The organism is Leptolyngbya sp. FACHB-541 (genome assembly GCF_014695875.1).
In the GTDB taxonomy this organism is placed as follows: Bacteria; Cyanobacteriota; Cyanobacteriia; order Elainellales; family Elainellaceae; genus JAAUTN01.
In genome coordinates this window covers 67,116-82,616 of the sequence record NZ_JACJPC010000060.1, presented here as the reverse complement: position 1 = coordinate 82,616, position 15,501 = coordinate 67,116, and the positions used below count along the sequence as shown (strand labels likewise).

The following is a 15,501-nucleotide window of genomic DNA, read 5'->3' as shown; positions in this document are numbered from 1 at the left end:
TGTACCGGTTTGCTCAACTGCTGCCCCTCATAAATTGCCGCGCAACGCCTGTTCTCGCTCGATCGCCTCAAACAGTGATTTGAAATTGCCCTCTCCGAAGCTTTGTGCCCCATGCCGTTCAATGATTTCAAAAAATAGGGTGGGACGATCTTCAACGGGTTGCGTAAATATTTGCAGAAGATACCCCTCGTGATCGCGATCGACCAGAATTCCCAGATCTGCCAGTTGGTCGATCGGTTCATTAATGTCGCCCACGCGGGCGGTTAAATTGTCGTAATACGTGGTGGGAATCCGAAGAAATTCAACACCAGCCTCTCGCAACTGAGTGACGGTTTGAATGATATTGGCAGTTGAGCAGGCAATGTGCTGCACTCCCGGTCCTTGATGGTATTCCAGGTATTCTGCAATTTGGGATTTTCGCTTGCCTGGAGCAGGCTCATTGATCGGTAGTTTGATTTTGCCGGAGCCGTCCTGCACCACTTTAGACATCAGCGCGGAGTATTCAGTCGAGATCGCTTTGTCGTCGAAATGCACCAGTAGCTCAAAGCCCATCGTGTCCGCAAAGAATTTAACCCAGCGCTCCATAGCACCGAGTTCAACATTGCCAACAACATGATCAATGGTTTGTAGTCCAGCTGTGTGGTTATGAGTCCTGGTGGGTTGCGGCTGAAATTCTGGGGCAAAAATGCCGTGATACTCGGTGCGATCGACAAACTTGATAAGCACATCGCCATAGGCACGGATAGCGGCGTAACGCAATAAGCCATGCTCATCCTCAGCAGTGGTAGGGGGAATAACGCCGACCGCCCCGTGTGCCGTCACTTGCTTATAAGCGGCGATCGCATCGGGCACCGCCAGGGCAATCACAGCCACATGATCACCATGTTTCAGCACGCTATGAGCCATCAGGTGGTCAGGACTGACTGCCGTACTGAAAACGAAGCGAATATTGCCTTGCTCCATTACATAAGAGGCAACTTTACGGCTACCGGTTTCTAACCCGCAATGAGCAGTATTGGTAAACCCAAATAATGTTTCATAAAACTTGGCAGCTTGCCACGCGTTGCCTACATAAAACTCAAGGTGATCGAAGCCAAGAACGGAAAAAAAATCAGTCATGTGATTCCTCCCTCTATTAGGAAGAATTAATTATTTGTAGCGATTGAGGACAACTCAAAAAACAGATTACAGACATTGCACATAAAACTTGCGCGAGGCGATCGCGACTAATTGCAACGAAAAATACTCGACGAATTTCGATTCAAAAATTGTTAAATCAATCGCCGAACTCAAGACACTAGCTAGAAAGCTCGCAAACTCTCTATCATGCTCTGAAGCGAGTGACTCAACTTGACCTGAGAGCCCATAAGTAAATTATAGATTTATCGTCTAGGTTCGCCCAGTTAGAGTAACTAATTATTAAGGCTATCTTGACATCTATTACTAACAGGATAGCTATAATTTCTGTCTGATTTATATTCCTACAGAAGCAAGTTTTTCACTTAATTAGGTGCAGTAGGAAGTTAAGTACATTATTCACAGAAATTTGATCAAAATGCCGAATTTCTGTTGCCAAACTGTACGACCTATAGGCAAACTTTTTTAGCTAAAACGCCTAACCTCTCCAGCGCTAGATGGAGTTAAGCAGAAACTCGACTATGATTTTCTCATTGGTAGCAACACTGACTCTTCACTACTCTTTCCTGCTGCCTGATGTTTGAAAGGAGGAGATGCATTGCGTGTTACTCTCCCTTAAACAACTGCTCTCAGCGATCGTGGATTATGCTGGACTGTTTCCACCTGCCCAGTTAAGTCTGCCCGAGGCACTAGTAATCTGCGATCGCGCTTGGTCTTCTCCCCATCACTGGATGCTCGGGCACTTTGTTGTACCAGCCTCACGATTGTCTGAGCTAATTCAGCTTCTGCCAAGCTTGCCTAGTCGGAGCAATTCCTCTCAACCCTGGACACTGAGCGTCATTCTTTCGCCGAAATGGGTAGCCGAACTTGAGCAGATCCACCAGCTCAGCCATGCCACTAGCCAAATTTTGATTTGTGCCTTGGAAGTTGTCCCGTTACCACCGGACGAGATCCAGCAGGTTTACCAGCATTTACCGACAGAAGTAACCGCTTTCTTTGAAATTCCGTTTGGTGTGGATTTAGCACCTTACCTGAAAGTTTTGCAGCAGCCCGGCACTGCGGCAAAACTGCGGACAGGCGGACTCACCAATGATGCCTTTCCTGACAGTGGACAGCTTGCTCAACGAATACTATCTCTAGCCGAAGCCCAAATTCCCTTAAAGGCTACAGCAGGGTTACATCATCCTCTGCGAGGTCAGTACTGCTTAACCTCTCAAGCTGACAGTGCCCCCGCCACCATGCATGGTTTTTTAAACGTACTGTTGCTGGCAGCTTTGGCTTATCAAGGCAGTATTAGTGGTGATGAAGCAGTGGCAATTTTGGAGGAGCGATCGCACCACTCGTTCCAGTTCACCGATACGACTATCCATTGGCGGAAACACTCCCTTACCTTGTCTGAAATTGAACGCTCCCGGCAGCAGTTCTTCCACTCGTTTGGTTCCTGTTCGATTCAGGAGCCGATTGCCGATCTTGATCATCTGGAACTCCTATGATTTGTGCCATTGACGCCACTCATGATCGAAACCTACGAAGCTGGGTTGAGTCAGCAAACACAGCCGACACGGAGTTCCCCATTCAAAATTTACCGTTTGGGGTATTTCAAAGATCGGGCAGCAGTGATGCTCCGCGAATTGGGGTGGCGATCGGTGACCAGATTTTAGATTTGGCTGCATGTCGCACCCTTGAATTATTGGCAGCACTGCCTGAGCCTCTACAAATAGCCTGTGCAGCGCCAAATTTAAATGCTCTGATGGCAATGGGAAAAACGACCTCATTACCGTTACGCCATCATTTAAGTCAATTACTGCGGACGGGTCAGAAACCAGAAGCCGCCAGCCAAATCCTCGTTCCCAGAACAGACGTGCAGATGCTGTTGCCTGCCACGATTGGGGACTACACGGATTTCTATGCCTCAATTTTTCACGCTACGAATGTTGGCAAGCTGTTTCGTCCTGACAATCCGCTATTACCGAACTACCAATATGTGCCGATCGCCTACCACGGGCGAGCCTCATCTATCGTGCCTAGTGGTACTCCGATTCAGCGCCCCTCTGGTCAACAGAAACGCCCTGAAGATAAAGCTCCCAGCTTTGGTCCCTCCCAAATGTTGGACTACGAGCTGGAAGTGGGATGCTTTGTCGGGATGGGGAATGTTTTAGGAGAAGCGATCGCCCTGACTCAAGCCGAAGACCATCTGTTTGGACTTTGTCTGGTGAATGACTGGTCAGCGCGAGATATTCAAGCCTGGGAGTATCAACCCCTTGGACCCTTTTTAGCCAAGAGCTTTGCCACAACGATTTCTCCCTGGGTAGTGACGATGGAGGCGCTTGCACCCTTTCGCGGCTCTGCCTTTACCAGAACCTCTGATGCCCCAGAAACCTTACCCTACCTCACAGGCTCGGTCAATCAAGCGCAAGGTGGCATAGCTCTGACCTTGGAGGTGTTCCTCACTTCTGCTCAGATGCGTCAAGCAGGAATTGCTCCTGTGTGCCTGAGCCGTAGTCCGTTTCAACAGATGTATTGGACCGTGGCGCAAATGCTCACCCATCACACCAGCAACGGCTGCAATCTTCGTCCTGGAGATTTGTTAGCCAGTGGCACTGTTTCGGGCGCTGACGTTGGAACTCAGGGATGCTTATTAGAAATCACCCAGCGCGGCAAGCAACTCCTGACGCTACCCACTGGTGAAGTGCGATCGTTCCTTCAAGCTGGGGATGAAGTAACATTTCGGGGGTATTGTGATAGGCAGGATTATCCCCGAATCGGATTTGGCGAGTGCCGGGGACAGGTGATCAGTTAGCTTCATCGTTCATCATTATCCTCTGCCAAAAACAACTCACAAGTTTAAGCATAAACAAAAGGAATCAGCTTTTGTTTGAGCCAAACGTCGTCCCAAGCATGCAAATAAAGAGGATCAGGATGAAGCGCAATAGCCCGATCGTAGGCTTCCAAAGCAGAACCTTGCGCCCCCATCTCTGCTAGCAAGAGTCCTCGGTTAAACCAAGCTTGATGGTAGGTCGGATTAAGTGCGATCGCTCTATCGTAACAACTGAGTGCCTCAGCTTGACGCTGCAACGCACTTAACGCATTAGCACGATAATTCCAAGTTTGACAGTTTTTGGGTTCAAGGCTTAAGGCACGATCAAATGCAGCGATTGCTGCTTGATATTGTTCCGCCCCACAAAGAGCACAGCCCTGTGCTTGCCAGTCAGACGGAGAATAGATATCTTGTACAGAATTCATAGTTTATACCTTTGGTGACTCTCTGGTGACTCTGCTTGGGACAATGCGGTTTGGGTGAGCGATCGCTGAATTGTACCTTCTCCGTATCCTAAGTCGTACTGGCCGAATTGCTCTGGATCATCTCTAGTGAATCCTTAGAGCGACTCAGCAACTATCCTCTTTGCCACGACTAACCCAATCCTCCTCACCTATTCTGAGAATGTTGCTCACTCTTCCTATTCTCGGCACTGCAAACAATTAATTTGGGTCTATAGTTTGAGCACTCTCTCTTGTTTTAGCGCGCCTGCTGACCAGTCGGCTCAACCATTAGACAGTTTTAGCCGAACAGCCCAGACTACTGCATAAACAGAGTGGAAGTGTCACACTTGTTAAGACGACAAACAAGATGTTACTCGACACAAGGATTATCGTGCTTATTCTTCAATTTCTCCGATTAAGTTGACAATACCTTGCTTAGTGGTGCAGAAAACTTTTTGAGGACTCATGAATGAAATGTTGCATAGCTCCACCACAGAGTATTTATTCGGGAGAGCAGTTCAGCCTACTACGCAATTCTGGATGCTGAGTGAAGTAGGGGCTTAGCCAGGAGCAACCTTGTTCTAGGAGAGTTGATAATTTTGGAATCTGCCACTGATACACCCTATTGCTATTGCCAACGCTAAAGATCGATTGTCCATCATCACTAAAGCTGACATTTTGAATGGACTGTGGAAGTGTGATGTCGCTCATCAATTGCCCGTCTACTGTCCATAGCCTCAATGTGTTGCCGGCAACAGTGATAAAGCTATGGCTATCGGGGCTAAACACAAGACGGTAGATAGGGTCTGTGTGTGCTGTAAAGTCATTCAATAGCTGTCCCTGGCGATCCCAGAGTTTAATATTGCCGTTTATCCCAGTAACTGCAAAATACTCTCCATTTAGGCTAAATTCAATCGCGTAAGCTTCGGGTTGAGATTGATCCAGCGTTTTGACTAGCTTTCCTTGAGCAGTCCAAATTTTTACAGATCCGTCATAGCCTGTGGTAATCAAGTGTTGCTCATCGGGGCTAAACTGCATGGCGATAATGCTCGACTCGTGAGCTTTCACAGTTGCCAAAACGTCTCCACTTGCAGACCATAACCTCAGGTTTCCGTCCGTTTGACCTACTGCAAAATAATTGCCGTTGGGGCTAAGACTTGAAGTACTGATAGATGTTTGGGACGACAAGTGAGTTTGCAATAGTTGCTCTCCTTGACGATTCCAAAGGACAATCTGGTTGTTGTTGGCAATGCCTGCGATATAGCTACCATCATGGCTGAGGGCAAGGGAACTAATGTAGGGGAGGCTACCTGTTAACTCCTGAAGGAGTTGACCTTCTGAATTCCATAGGCGGATTAACCCCTCTTCTCCGGCGATCGCCACTACCTGCCCATTCTGACTAAATTGAGCATGAGGATGAGATTGCCCAGATACATCTAGCGTTGCTACTTGCCGCCCTGCCATATCCCACAGCTGAGCCTTGCCTGCCGTATCGATACCAATCACGCGATTAGTTTGCTCGTTTAGATCTGCTATTGGCATCAAGCCAGACGTAGCCCCTTGTAGCGGATACTGGTTTGGGCTTTGCAGGTTCCATGTTTGAATCGTGCCAGCAGTTGAAAAGGTGAGCAGGCGATGCGAAGCAGTTCCCCCTTCGGGGTCATCGCCCTCTGGAGCAAACCAGGCATTGAGAATTCGACCTTGTCCTCGCACAATTGAAACGCTTGGCTGAGATGATTTGACTTGTTGCCGCAGGTAAATATTGCCAGAGTAATCGCTAAAGATGAGATGATCACCTTGCGGACTGACCTGCAAGTTTGGCTGCATTGGAGTGATTTGTGAATCAGGACGGACGTTAGGCACCTTTGGAGAGTGTTGTTCCCCGGTGTGTGTCCAATGGCTCACTTCGCCATTGACAGTAATTACAACGATTTCATCGCTGGATATAAACTGAGCATCAGCAATTGATTTGTATAAACCATTGCCGTCATCCGGAAACCTAATCTCGCCAAGGCGATCGCCATCCAGCGTCCACACTTGAGCGATGCCATCCATGCCGACGGTAAGTAAATGCTGATTATTAGGACTCCAGTGCATCTTCTCGTGAGGAGAGGCTTTGAAACTGGCTAGAGTTTGACCGTCGCGTGACACAATTTTTACATTGCCTCGCTCGTCAATTGCCGCCAGATGTTGTCCATCCGGACTGAAGTGAACTGCATGAAGATTGCCCTCAAAGCCCTCCACTTTGAACTGGTAGCGTCCTTGAGATGACCAGATATCGACGGCTCCAACGCTAGCTACGGCTAGCCATTTACTATCGGAACTAAATGCCAGAGCCCATACTGAACGGTTTTCAGGCTGTTGAAATTCTTGCAGGCGATCGCCCTGTCGATTCCACAGTCGGATCTTGCCATCATATCCAGCAGTAGCAAACATTTGACTATCAGGGCTAAACTGCATTGCTAACTCACTTCCGCCATGATTTCCTAAATCAGCAATCAAGGTTCCTTGAGTCGTCCACAGTTGGGCTTTAGGTGGTTTCCCAGTAGAGTCAGAGGCAGAAGCCGTTAGCACCAATTCTCCATCGGGGCTAAATTGGGCTGCACCTAGATCAGACGGAAAGCCTGTCACTCGATTTTGTTCATGAATCTGGTTTAGAACAGTGTGCAAAGCCAAAACGGGACTAGTTGCCGGATATTCAGATAGGGAATGATTGCCTTTCACCAGTTGATTAAGTTCTGCTCCTGCCTCCATTGCCGCCACCAAAGCATCCAGTTGAGAGGTCTCAAACTGTCGCAGAACGCTCATTCCCTGTTGCTCTAAACGTGTGCCTGTTAAGGCAATTTGCTGTTTTTGTAGGGCAATACTGGCAAATGTCCCTGCGATCGCGGCTCCTATCGTAGAGACAGCCAGCACCAATGAACCAATTTGAATTCGGCGCTTTGCCTTGTGGTTAGCAATCGTCAAAATTTGATTTGCTTTAGCGATCGCTTCCTTTTCCTGCTTTTCAATGTCCCAGCCAATTTGAACCTCTAATTTCTCTAGTTGAATCGTGCGATTTTCAGCGTCCTGACTTGCCGCCAAAAATTGGTAATCCTCATCGCTCAAGCTTTTGCCTGCCGACCAGTTCAGCGCTTCTCGTAGCGATTGTCCTCGCAGTAAGCGAGAACTGTCTTCGCGGTTAGAAGCGATCCAGGCGGCGATCGCATCGTTGTAAATCCGCAGATTACCCAACTGCTCACTCACCCAATCGGCATCAAACACCGTTTCATAAATCCGGTTAGCGACCCACAGTTTGCCCTGGCGCTGCACCACCAAACCCGACAGTTTCAGCGCCATTTGCTCCGCCGAATCATCCGCCAGAATCGATCGGTCGGGAGCCAGCAAGATCTGTTGATAAAGCCCCAATAGTCGCCCTGCTCGTTGCTCATTGCGGAGGAGGCGATCGCGTATGGTTTTCAGATGTTCTGGATAGTCCTGCGCTTCCCAGTTGGTGAGAAGGTGAGTTTGAATCAGGCGAGCGACATCACTTTTTCGCTCTTTTACTAATAGCTGACACACCTTTTGGGTAAGGAATGGCTGTCCACCCGTCCAGCCCAGGATGGTACGCAACGCGGCTTGAGGATCATCAACAGCTTCTGTTAGACCATCTGCTAAGAATTGTGCCTCATGCTCTGCAAACCCATACAAATCAATCGCTCGACCAATGTTGAAAGGAGTGCGTTTGGTATCGCTGATCAAATCACTAGGGGTAGCAACTCCCAACAAGGCAAACGTGAGACGACAATAAGCCGGATGATGGGCTCGTTTGTTGTAGCAGGCGCGGATCAGCACAAAGAAATCGTCCAGTGAGTCCCGAAAACTGAGAACACTGTCGATCTCATCAATAAAGATGACAATCGGTTGAGACTGCTTGAGTAAAATCTCTTCGAGCAGTTGGCTGAACCGCTGAACGGGTGAAAGGGAGCCGCGATCGCTCCACCAGGTCATAAACTCTCTGGAGCTAAACACGTTCAGGTTACTCACGAGCTTATAGGCAACACCGCCATACCACTGCTCTAGTGATACTTGATTACCAATATCGGAAATGTCGATCGTGACACAAGCAACTCCCTCTGCCTGTAAGCGATTCATCACCTGCACCTGAAGGCTCGATTTACCCATCTGGCGCGAATTCAACACATAGCAAAACTCTCCTGCCTTCAGCCCCTCATAAAGATCGAGGTCAGCCTGCCGCTGAACATAGGTAGGAGCATTTTCGGGTAATGTGCCGCCCGCCTGATAGTAGGAAGCGATCGCTCCTTCAGAGAAACCGTTTTGTATCGCTTTGTTGTGTGCCGTCATAGTTGTTTCGACGCTAAGTGAGAGAAATAGATTCTGGTGGGAACCTGTCTTCTCCTATGAAACTAGGGTGGTTGGTGAGTTCAAGCAGGAGAACTTTGCGCTGCGATTGACTTGCTATCGACTTTATCGACATACTATCGGGTTTATCTCATTGGTCATAATTGAAATTGCCAGTACAGAATTCTGGATTGCCAGGTTCATTCCCCCTACCTCCCGACCATGCCGCGATCGCTTAAACTCCGTCAGTCCTGCATCTCCCACGTTAAGCTGTCTCTGTTGCGAAATGGCTTTCCCAGTCAACGACTGCTGGCAGATCAGCTTGAGATTGCTCAATCAACAGTTAGCCATTTCCTCAATGGTAAACCTGTCGATTTTGTCAATTTTGTAGAACTCTGTCAGGTGTTGGGGCAAGACTGGCGCGACCTGGCAGATTTAGAAACAGAACCGCAAGGAGAACAGCAGGAAGCGAACAGACAGGATGCTGTAACTGTTTTAATCAGTGGAGACGCGAGTTGTGCCGAGTTAATCACGCAGCTCCAGCAGGCTTTTACTCAGACGCAGCATCGAGTAACGATCGCCCCAAGAGGGGAACAGCTTCGCTTTGCCCCCACCCCTCTTCTATCCGTCGAAAACGTTCAATCCTCCGACTATTGGCTGCTACTGTTAACAGAACAATCTGCTGTTAGTGAAGCAACGCTGGCAAACATTCAGCTTGCTCAGGAGTTACAGAAGACGCAACAGCCCACAATTTTACCAATTCTGATCGATTTACCCTGGATGCAGCAGTTGCCGTTTGACCTGTTGGGCTATTTGCAAGACAAACAGCCCTGGCAATGGCAGACAACCGATGCTCCCACACGATTAGCAGCAGCACTGTTGGAAGTTTGGGATCAGCGCCGCAAGTCACTTCCTGTTAACCCTGAATTTGCTATCTCCTGGGCAAAGATTACAGGTTCCAGTTCTCATGTGCCTGTTCCACCCTTGCCCAGCGCGGCTCCTGAAATTCCTGGTGGGCAGATGGACCTTGCATCGCGGTTTTACATTGAGCGACCACCCATTGAATCACTTTGTTATGAAGCGATCGCCCAACCGGGTGCATTAATTCGGATTAAAGCTCCCCGTCAGATGGGCAAAACCTCACTCATGGCTCGCATTCTGCATCAGGCAAAACAGCAAGGATCGCGAGTTGTACCGCTCAGCTTTCAGCTTGCCAATCAGCGTAGTCTCACCAACTCAGATACATTTCTCCAATGGTTTTGCGCCAGTGTGAGTTTAGAACTGGGGCTCCTCGATCCAGATCAACTCACCAAACATTGGCAACTTGCCGACCTGATTGGCAGCAACCAATGCTGCAAAGCTTACTTTGAACAGTATTTGCTGCCCAGCCTTTCGGCTCCCCTAACGTTGGGGCTGGATGAAGTCGATCGCGTATTTGCGAACCTTGAAATTGCTGATGATTTTTTTGGCTTGCTGCGTGCCCTGCATGAAGAAGCAAAACGGCGAGAGATCTGGAAAAACATTCGTTTGATCGTGGTACATTCCACCGAAGTTTACATCCCGCTAGATGTAAACAAATCTCCGTTTAATGTCGGACTACCGACTGAGTTACCGGAGTTCACACTGCCTCAGGTTGAGGAACTGGTGCAGCGACATGGTCTTTCCTGCCGCTCCAAAGATATTCAAGCTCTAACGGAGGTGATCGGGGGACATCCATTCCTGGTGCGATTGGCACTGTATGCGATCGTCCATCAATCTTTGAGTTTTGAGCAGCTACAAGATACATCTACGACAGACCGCATCTATGCAGACCATCTTCATCGCCACCTCAGCAATCTCGAACGCAACCCCGCTTTAATGCAAGCATTTCGGGAGGTTGTCCTACACGATAGAACCGTGCGGCTCCCCTCCGAACAAGCCTTCAAACTGGACAGTATGGGTCTTGTCAAATTAACAGGTAATGATGTGGTGGTTAGATATCAGCTCTATCGCGATTACTTCCATCGTTGCCTAAATTAGCACATTATCATAAGCTCTGCTTCAAGGCATACCCTAGAAGTGTTGGCTCTTTTTGTGTTGCTCCTTCAATGTCAGCTGCATATCTAACTCCACCAGAATGCTGAATTGCTGACTGTAAGCGGGTTGCATTTTGTTGATAGGACTTGTGACTTAACACTTGCTGAATGACTCTTCGCAATTTTTGGGCAGTCAGATACCCCCAGTGAAGCTGGTAGCTCGATGAGTGTGACCGCCTGGCGGGTGTCCTTTCTGAGGGCTTATCTGTTCAACTGTTAGAATTGCCCGCCTTTATCGGCAATCTCTTGTTCGCGGATGCAGTGACGTACTGCTTCTAGTTCAAACCCAACCTTTGACACTGCGTATCCTCGTGCCCAGAAATTTTCACCATTGAAATTGCGTTGCTTGCCACTGAATTGACGCGCAATCGCATTCTTGCCTTTGAAAAACTCAACTACCGATGCTACTGCATACTTTGGTGGAATTTCAAGGCACATATGAACAGGGTCTGGCATCAGATGTCCCTCGATGATGCGACACTCCTTTTGCCGCGCTAGCTCATGAAAAATCGGACCGAGAAATTTACGAATCTCTCCGAATATCGTTGTAAGGCAATGTTCGGGTGTGAATACGATGTGATACTTGCAGTCCCACTCGGAATGGGAAAGGCTTTGATACAATTGCGACATGATATTCTCTCCTACGGTTTTGCTTCACCAAGCCACCGTGGGTGTTACTTTACTGCTGCAATGCTCAAAGCTGGTCGAGTCGCACTGGTCGAACCAGTGGCTTACTTCAAGAATTCAGTTAGTTGTTTATTCTTCACTAGTTTCTGCGACAGAGCCCTCTTACCCCACCACTGGCCTATTTTTGCGACACTCCCCTCAATCTGTAGATTAGCGTTACTTATTTGAAAAGCGCGCCAGTTTCAGGAGCATCTAAACCAGTCAGGAGAGTTTCATCGCCAACGCAATAACCTTAGAGTATTTGAATATAAACCCTGACCACATGGCATAAATGCCATTTTTCAACCGTGACATTTGTCATGTGCCCATAGGGGGCTATTGTTGTGAATAGATTATAGGACAGTGTGTGGAGAGCCTAGTTCTCAGAATCTTCAAGCCAGGTCAGGTGAGAATTGGCAAGAATCGCTGCTTGGGTGCGATCGCGTAAGTTCAATCGACCTAAGATGTGAGTGATGTGATTTCTAACGGTTCCTTCCGAGAGGTGAAGGGATTGAGCGATTTCTCGATTGCTAGAACCTACTGCAATCAGTCGCAAGATTTCTCGCTCTCTCGGGGTCAGCTCTGTCAGCCCTGGCGGTAGTTCTGGTTGCTCAGGCTCCTCTGTTAAAGGTGCCTGGGAGATTAAATTCTCCAAGATTCCGGGTCCAAATTGGGTGTAACCTTTGTAGATTGACCGAATTGCCTCTGCCAGCTCCTCTGAAGGCATATCTTTTAACAGGTATCCCTTTGCTCCAAATCTCAATGCCTCCGCGACATATCGAGTATCATCAAAGGTTGTCAACACCAAAATCTTTGTTCCTACAAACGTTTGACAAATCATTTGAGTCGCTGTTACCCCATCCATGATGGGCATTCGGATGTCCATCAGAACAACATCTGGCTGATCAGACGAAGCCCACAGGGTTTTCAACTGCTGAATGGCTTCCTGTCCATTACTGGCTTCTCCTACGATCCGAAGATCGGGCTTAGTCTCTAAAAGAGTCTTTAAGCCCCGTCGAACAATCTCTTGATCTTCTACAAGCAGTACTTTAATCATAAGTCTTAAGCAGTTGGGAAAAATGCACTAATGTGGCAGCCTCTGTTTAATTCACTGATGATCTCTAGGTGACCTCCTAGTGCCACGGTTCGCTCACGCATTCCTTGAAGCCCAAAGCCAGTTCTATTCTCCCTGACTCGAAACCCTTTGCCGTTGTCTTGAAGCGACAGCGACAAACCGGAAGCGTTGGTATGAATTTGGATTTGCACAGCGGTTGCCTCCGCGTGCTTACAAATGTTTGTCAGCCCTTCTTGCACAATGCGATATACAGCAGTATTAATTTGAATGGATAAGGGATGAGACAAGTTAATATGACATTCTGGTAAGACTCCAGTGGTGCGGTGAAATTCTTGAGTTAGGGTGGCGATCGCTGCCTCTAACAATTGTCCCTTAAGCGGGTCTGATCGCATATCAGATACTGATTGTCGCACTGCTTTGAGCGCTTCTGAACCTAGCTGTTTTGCCTCCTTAAGAAACGTGTAAGCCCTATCTGGAGCTTCTTGCCATAGCGTTAGAGCTGTTTCCATCTGAATATTTAGCGCCACGAGTGCGTGCCCTAGTGAATCATGAATATCGCGGGCAATTCGGTTTCGCTCCTCTAGAGTTGCCATCTCTTTTATTCGCTGGTTCAAGGTTTGCTCGTGTTCTAGCGATCGCCGCAGATTTGCCTCTGTTTGCTGTAAGCAAATGTTTTGAGCTTGAAGCTGTGTTTGCAGTCTGCGGAGTGTAAGCTGGTTCTCGATTCGAGCAAGCACTTCTTCTACTTGAAATGGCTTTGTGACATAATCCACTGCCCCCAATGAAAAGGCCCTTACCTTATCCAAAGTTTCGTTCAAGGCGCTGATGAAAATAATTGGAATTTCTTGAGTGCTAGGGTTGTTCTTTAAGTGCTGACAAACCTCATATCCATCCATTCCTGGCATATAGATATCAAGCAAAACCAAGTCAGGAGGCTGGGCTGACGCACCCATCAACGCTGTTGAGCCGTTTGTTACGCTCCGGACCTCGTACCCCTGCTCTAGGAGTAGGGTCGATAAAAAGCGTAGATTATCTAGCGTATCATCGACGATGAGAAGATCTCCCTTAGAAGATGAAGTGTGGTTCATAGTCTGCGCCTACTTATGGCTCATGAGGAATTGAGATAATTCAGCAGTAGAAATACTGGCTTGAATCTGTAATTTTCGTTACAAAATACAATACTTTTTGAAACAGGTGATATTTAAGATCAGTAATTTGTGAGACTATGCCTATTTCCAAAAACTCATCACCAGCTAATTTACATTCTTAGTGAACGCTGTGGCTGAGAATTAAAACAATTTAAACACTCGCTCTCACGTGTTTATTCTACAACTGTGATCGCGATCGCCATCCAACAGAGCTTTGCCTAATCAAGCAAATTTTTTATACCAAAACTTGATTACAACCCAACTCACTTAATTTACCTCTTTTTTCAAGCATTGTCGAATAGAAGAGATTATGCACATAGGGATAACATACACGTATAACAGTATGAATAGCCAAGCTGCTAGCGTTAGTAAGTTTCTGCGTAGAAAGACCAGTCGTCGGCTGAGGCGATTTTATCAATTCACGCTCATAGCATTGGTATTGAGTGTTATCATCGCTGCCTGCACTAACAGCGAACCAGGCGCTATAGTCACCGATCCGCCTGACCACAACGCAGCTCTAACAATCTGGTGGGATAAGGGCTTTAATCTAGAAGAAGATGAAGCCATTCAGCAGGTTGTGAACGATTGGAGTAAGCAACACAACGCGCCTGTTGAGCTTTCCTTTTACACAGCAGATGATTTGTCACAAAAAGCGCAGAGAGCACTGCAAGCGGGCAATCCACCAGACATTATGATGAGCAATAGTGCTGGCAAGGCCCTGATCCCTCGTCTTGCATGGCAAGGAGAACTGGCTGATGTTTCTGATGTCATTGAACCAGTCCAGCAGCTATATCCAGCTTCAGTTCTAGACTCTGTCGCTCTCTACAATAATACGAACCAAAAACGTAGTTATTACACAGTGCCGATTTCTCAGTCAAACATTTATATTTTTTACTGGCGAGATCTCATTCAACAAGCAGGCTTTCAGGAAAGCGATATTCCTCAAGACTGGGACACCTTTTGGGCATTCTGGCAGCAAGTGCAGGATAACCTCCAGAATCAGCCAAACCAAACTATTCATGGATTAGGTTTTTCCTACTCAGTTGCATCTGGTGATACTTACTCCATGTTTGAGCATATTTTAGAGGCACACGATGTGCAACTATTAACTCCTAATGGAGATCTTTTGATTGAAAACCCCCAAACACGTCAGGGTATCATTGATAGTTTGAGGTGGTATACACAATTTTATCAGCAAGGGTACGTTCCATTAGGGTCTGAAGATTGGAGAAATTCTGATAACAACACTAATTTGCTCAATCGTACTGTGGTAATGACCCCAAATGCATCGCTTTCAATTCCTGCTACTGTCCGTCAAGATACTGACACCTATCAAAACAAACTTGGCATCCTGGAATTTCCTAATAAACCCAGCGGGCAACCGATGCGGTACTTGGATGATATTAGGCAAGCTATAGTATTTGCAGATTCTGAAAATCAGAAAGCAGCGAAAGAATTTCTCTCATACTTAATTCAACCTGAGGCAATTGAGAACTATCTCAAAGCGGCGGGAGGGCGAAATTTACCCGTTATGACTTCTATTTTAGAAAATTCATTTTGGACAAACCCTGCTGATCCCCATCTCTCAACAGCAACCAAAATCCTACTTGAAAAACAATCTCGTCCATTCTATTCGATTTATCACCCTGCCTACAGTTTGGTTGTTCAAGAGAACGTTTGGGGTCAAGCTATTAATCGCATCGTGGTCGATCGTGTCTCTCCAGAGCAGGCTGCCGATGACGCAATTCAGCAAATCCAGCAGATTTTCGCTCAGTGGCAATGAGCCAAGGAAGAGGTT

Annotated in this window: 10 protein-coding genes; 4 read left to right on the top strand and 6 right to left on the bottom strand. The window is 47.4% G+C overall.

Annotated features, from left to right (window positions below; genetic code table 11):
- Window positions 1-27: 27 nt before the first annotated feature.
- Window positions 28-1,119: a 4-hydroxyphenylpyruvate dioxygenase gene (gene hppD, locus H6G00_RS12860; protein ID WP_190797025.1), complete on the bottom strand. Its 1,092-nt coding sequence runs from the start codon at window positions 1,117-1,119 to the stop codon at window positions 28-30.
- A gap of 611 nt (window positions 1,120-1,730) precedes the next feature.
- Here hppD and H6G00_RS12855 point away from each other — a divergent pair.
- Together H6G00_RS12855 and fahA are read left to right on the top strand one after the other, a co-directional pair.
- Window positions 1,731-2,630 (top strand): hypothetical protein, encoded by a 900-nt coding sequence (locus H6G00_RS12855; RefSeq protein ID WP_347278177.1) that lies wholly within the window; start codon window positions 1,731-1,733, stop codon window positions 2,628-2,630.
- Window positions 2,627-3,937, top strand: coding sequence for a fumarylacetoacetase (fahA, locus tag H6G00_RS12850; protein WP_190797023.1), 1,311 nt, complete (start codon window positions 2,627-2,629; stop codon window positions 3,935-3,937). Before H6G00_RS12855 ends, fahA begins: the two co-directional genes overlap by 4 nt.
- A 44-nt stretch (window positions 3,938-3,981) precedes the next feature.
- Here fahA and H6G00_RS12845 read toward each other — a convergent pair whose 3' ends face one another.
- Together H6G00_RS12845 and H6G00_RS12840 are read right to left on the bottom strand one after the other, a co-directional pair.
- Window positions 3,982-4,380, bottom strand: a complete 399-nt coding sequence (locus H6G00_RS12845) for a tetratricopeptide repeat protein (protein WP_190645493.1) — start codon at window positions 4,378-4,380, stop codon at window positions 3,982-3,984.
- A gap of 519 nt (window positions 4,381-4,899) precedes the next feature.
- A complete protein-coding gene (locus tag H6G00_RS12840; RefSeq protein WP_190797022.1) occupies window positions 4,900-8,742 on the bottom strand; it encodes an AAA-like domain-containing protein in 3,843 nt (1,280 codons plus the stop codon).
- Between the two features lie 219 nt (window positions 8,743-8,961).
- On the opposite strand from H6G00_RS12840, the gene H6G00_RS12835 reads away from it, so the two are divergent.
- Window positions 8,962-10,758, top strand: a complete 1,797-nt coding sequence (locus tag H6G00_RS12835) for an AAA-like domain-containing protein (RefSeq protein WP_190797021.1) — start codon at window positions 8,962-8,964, stop codon at window positions 10,756-10,758.
- A gap of 272 nt (window positions 10,759-11,030) precedes the next feature.
- On the opposite strand, the gene tnpA is transcribed toward H6G00_RS12835, so the two are convergent.
- From tnpA to H6G00_RS12820, 3 genes are all read right to left on the bottom strand, one after another.
- The gene (tnpA, locus tag H6G00_RS12830) at window positions 11,031-11,444 is read right to left on the bottom strand and encodes an IS200/IS605 family transposase (RefSeq protein ID WP_190797020.1); all 414 of its coding nucleotides are present in this window, start codon (window positions 11,442-11,444) and stop codon (window positions 11,031-11,033) included.
- A 412-nt stretch (window positions 11,445-11,856) separates the two neighbouring features.
- Window positions 11,857-12,537, bottom strand: a complete 681-nt coding sequence (locus H6G00_RS12825; protein ID WP_190645485.1) for a response regulator transcription factor — start codon at window positions 12,535-12,537, stop codon at window positions 11,857-11,859.
- Between the two features lie 5 nt (window positions 12,538-12,542).
- On the bottom strand, window positions 12,543-13,643 hold the full coding sequence (locus H6G00_RS12820) for a response regulator (protein WP_190645483.1): 1,101 nt from the start codon (window positions 13,641-13,643) through the stop codon (window positions 12,543-12,545).
- 403 nt (window positions 13,644-14,046) lie between these two features.
- Here H6G00_RS12820 and H6G00_RS12815 point away from each other — a divergent pair, with 403 nt between their 5' ends.
- Complete coding sequence (locus tag H6G00_RS12815; RefSeq protein ID WP_190797019.1) at window positions 14,047-15,486, top strand: ABC transporter substrate-binding protein; 1,440 nt, start codon at window positions 14,047-14,049, stop codon at window positions 15,484-15,486.
- The last annotated feature ends 15 nt before the right edge of the window (window positions 15,487-15,501 follow it).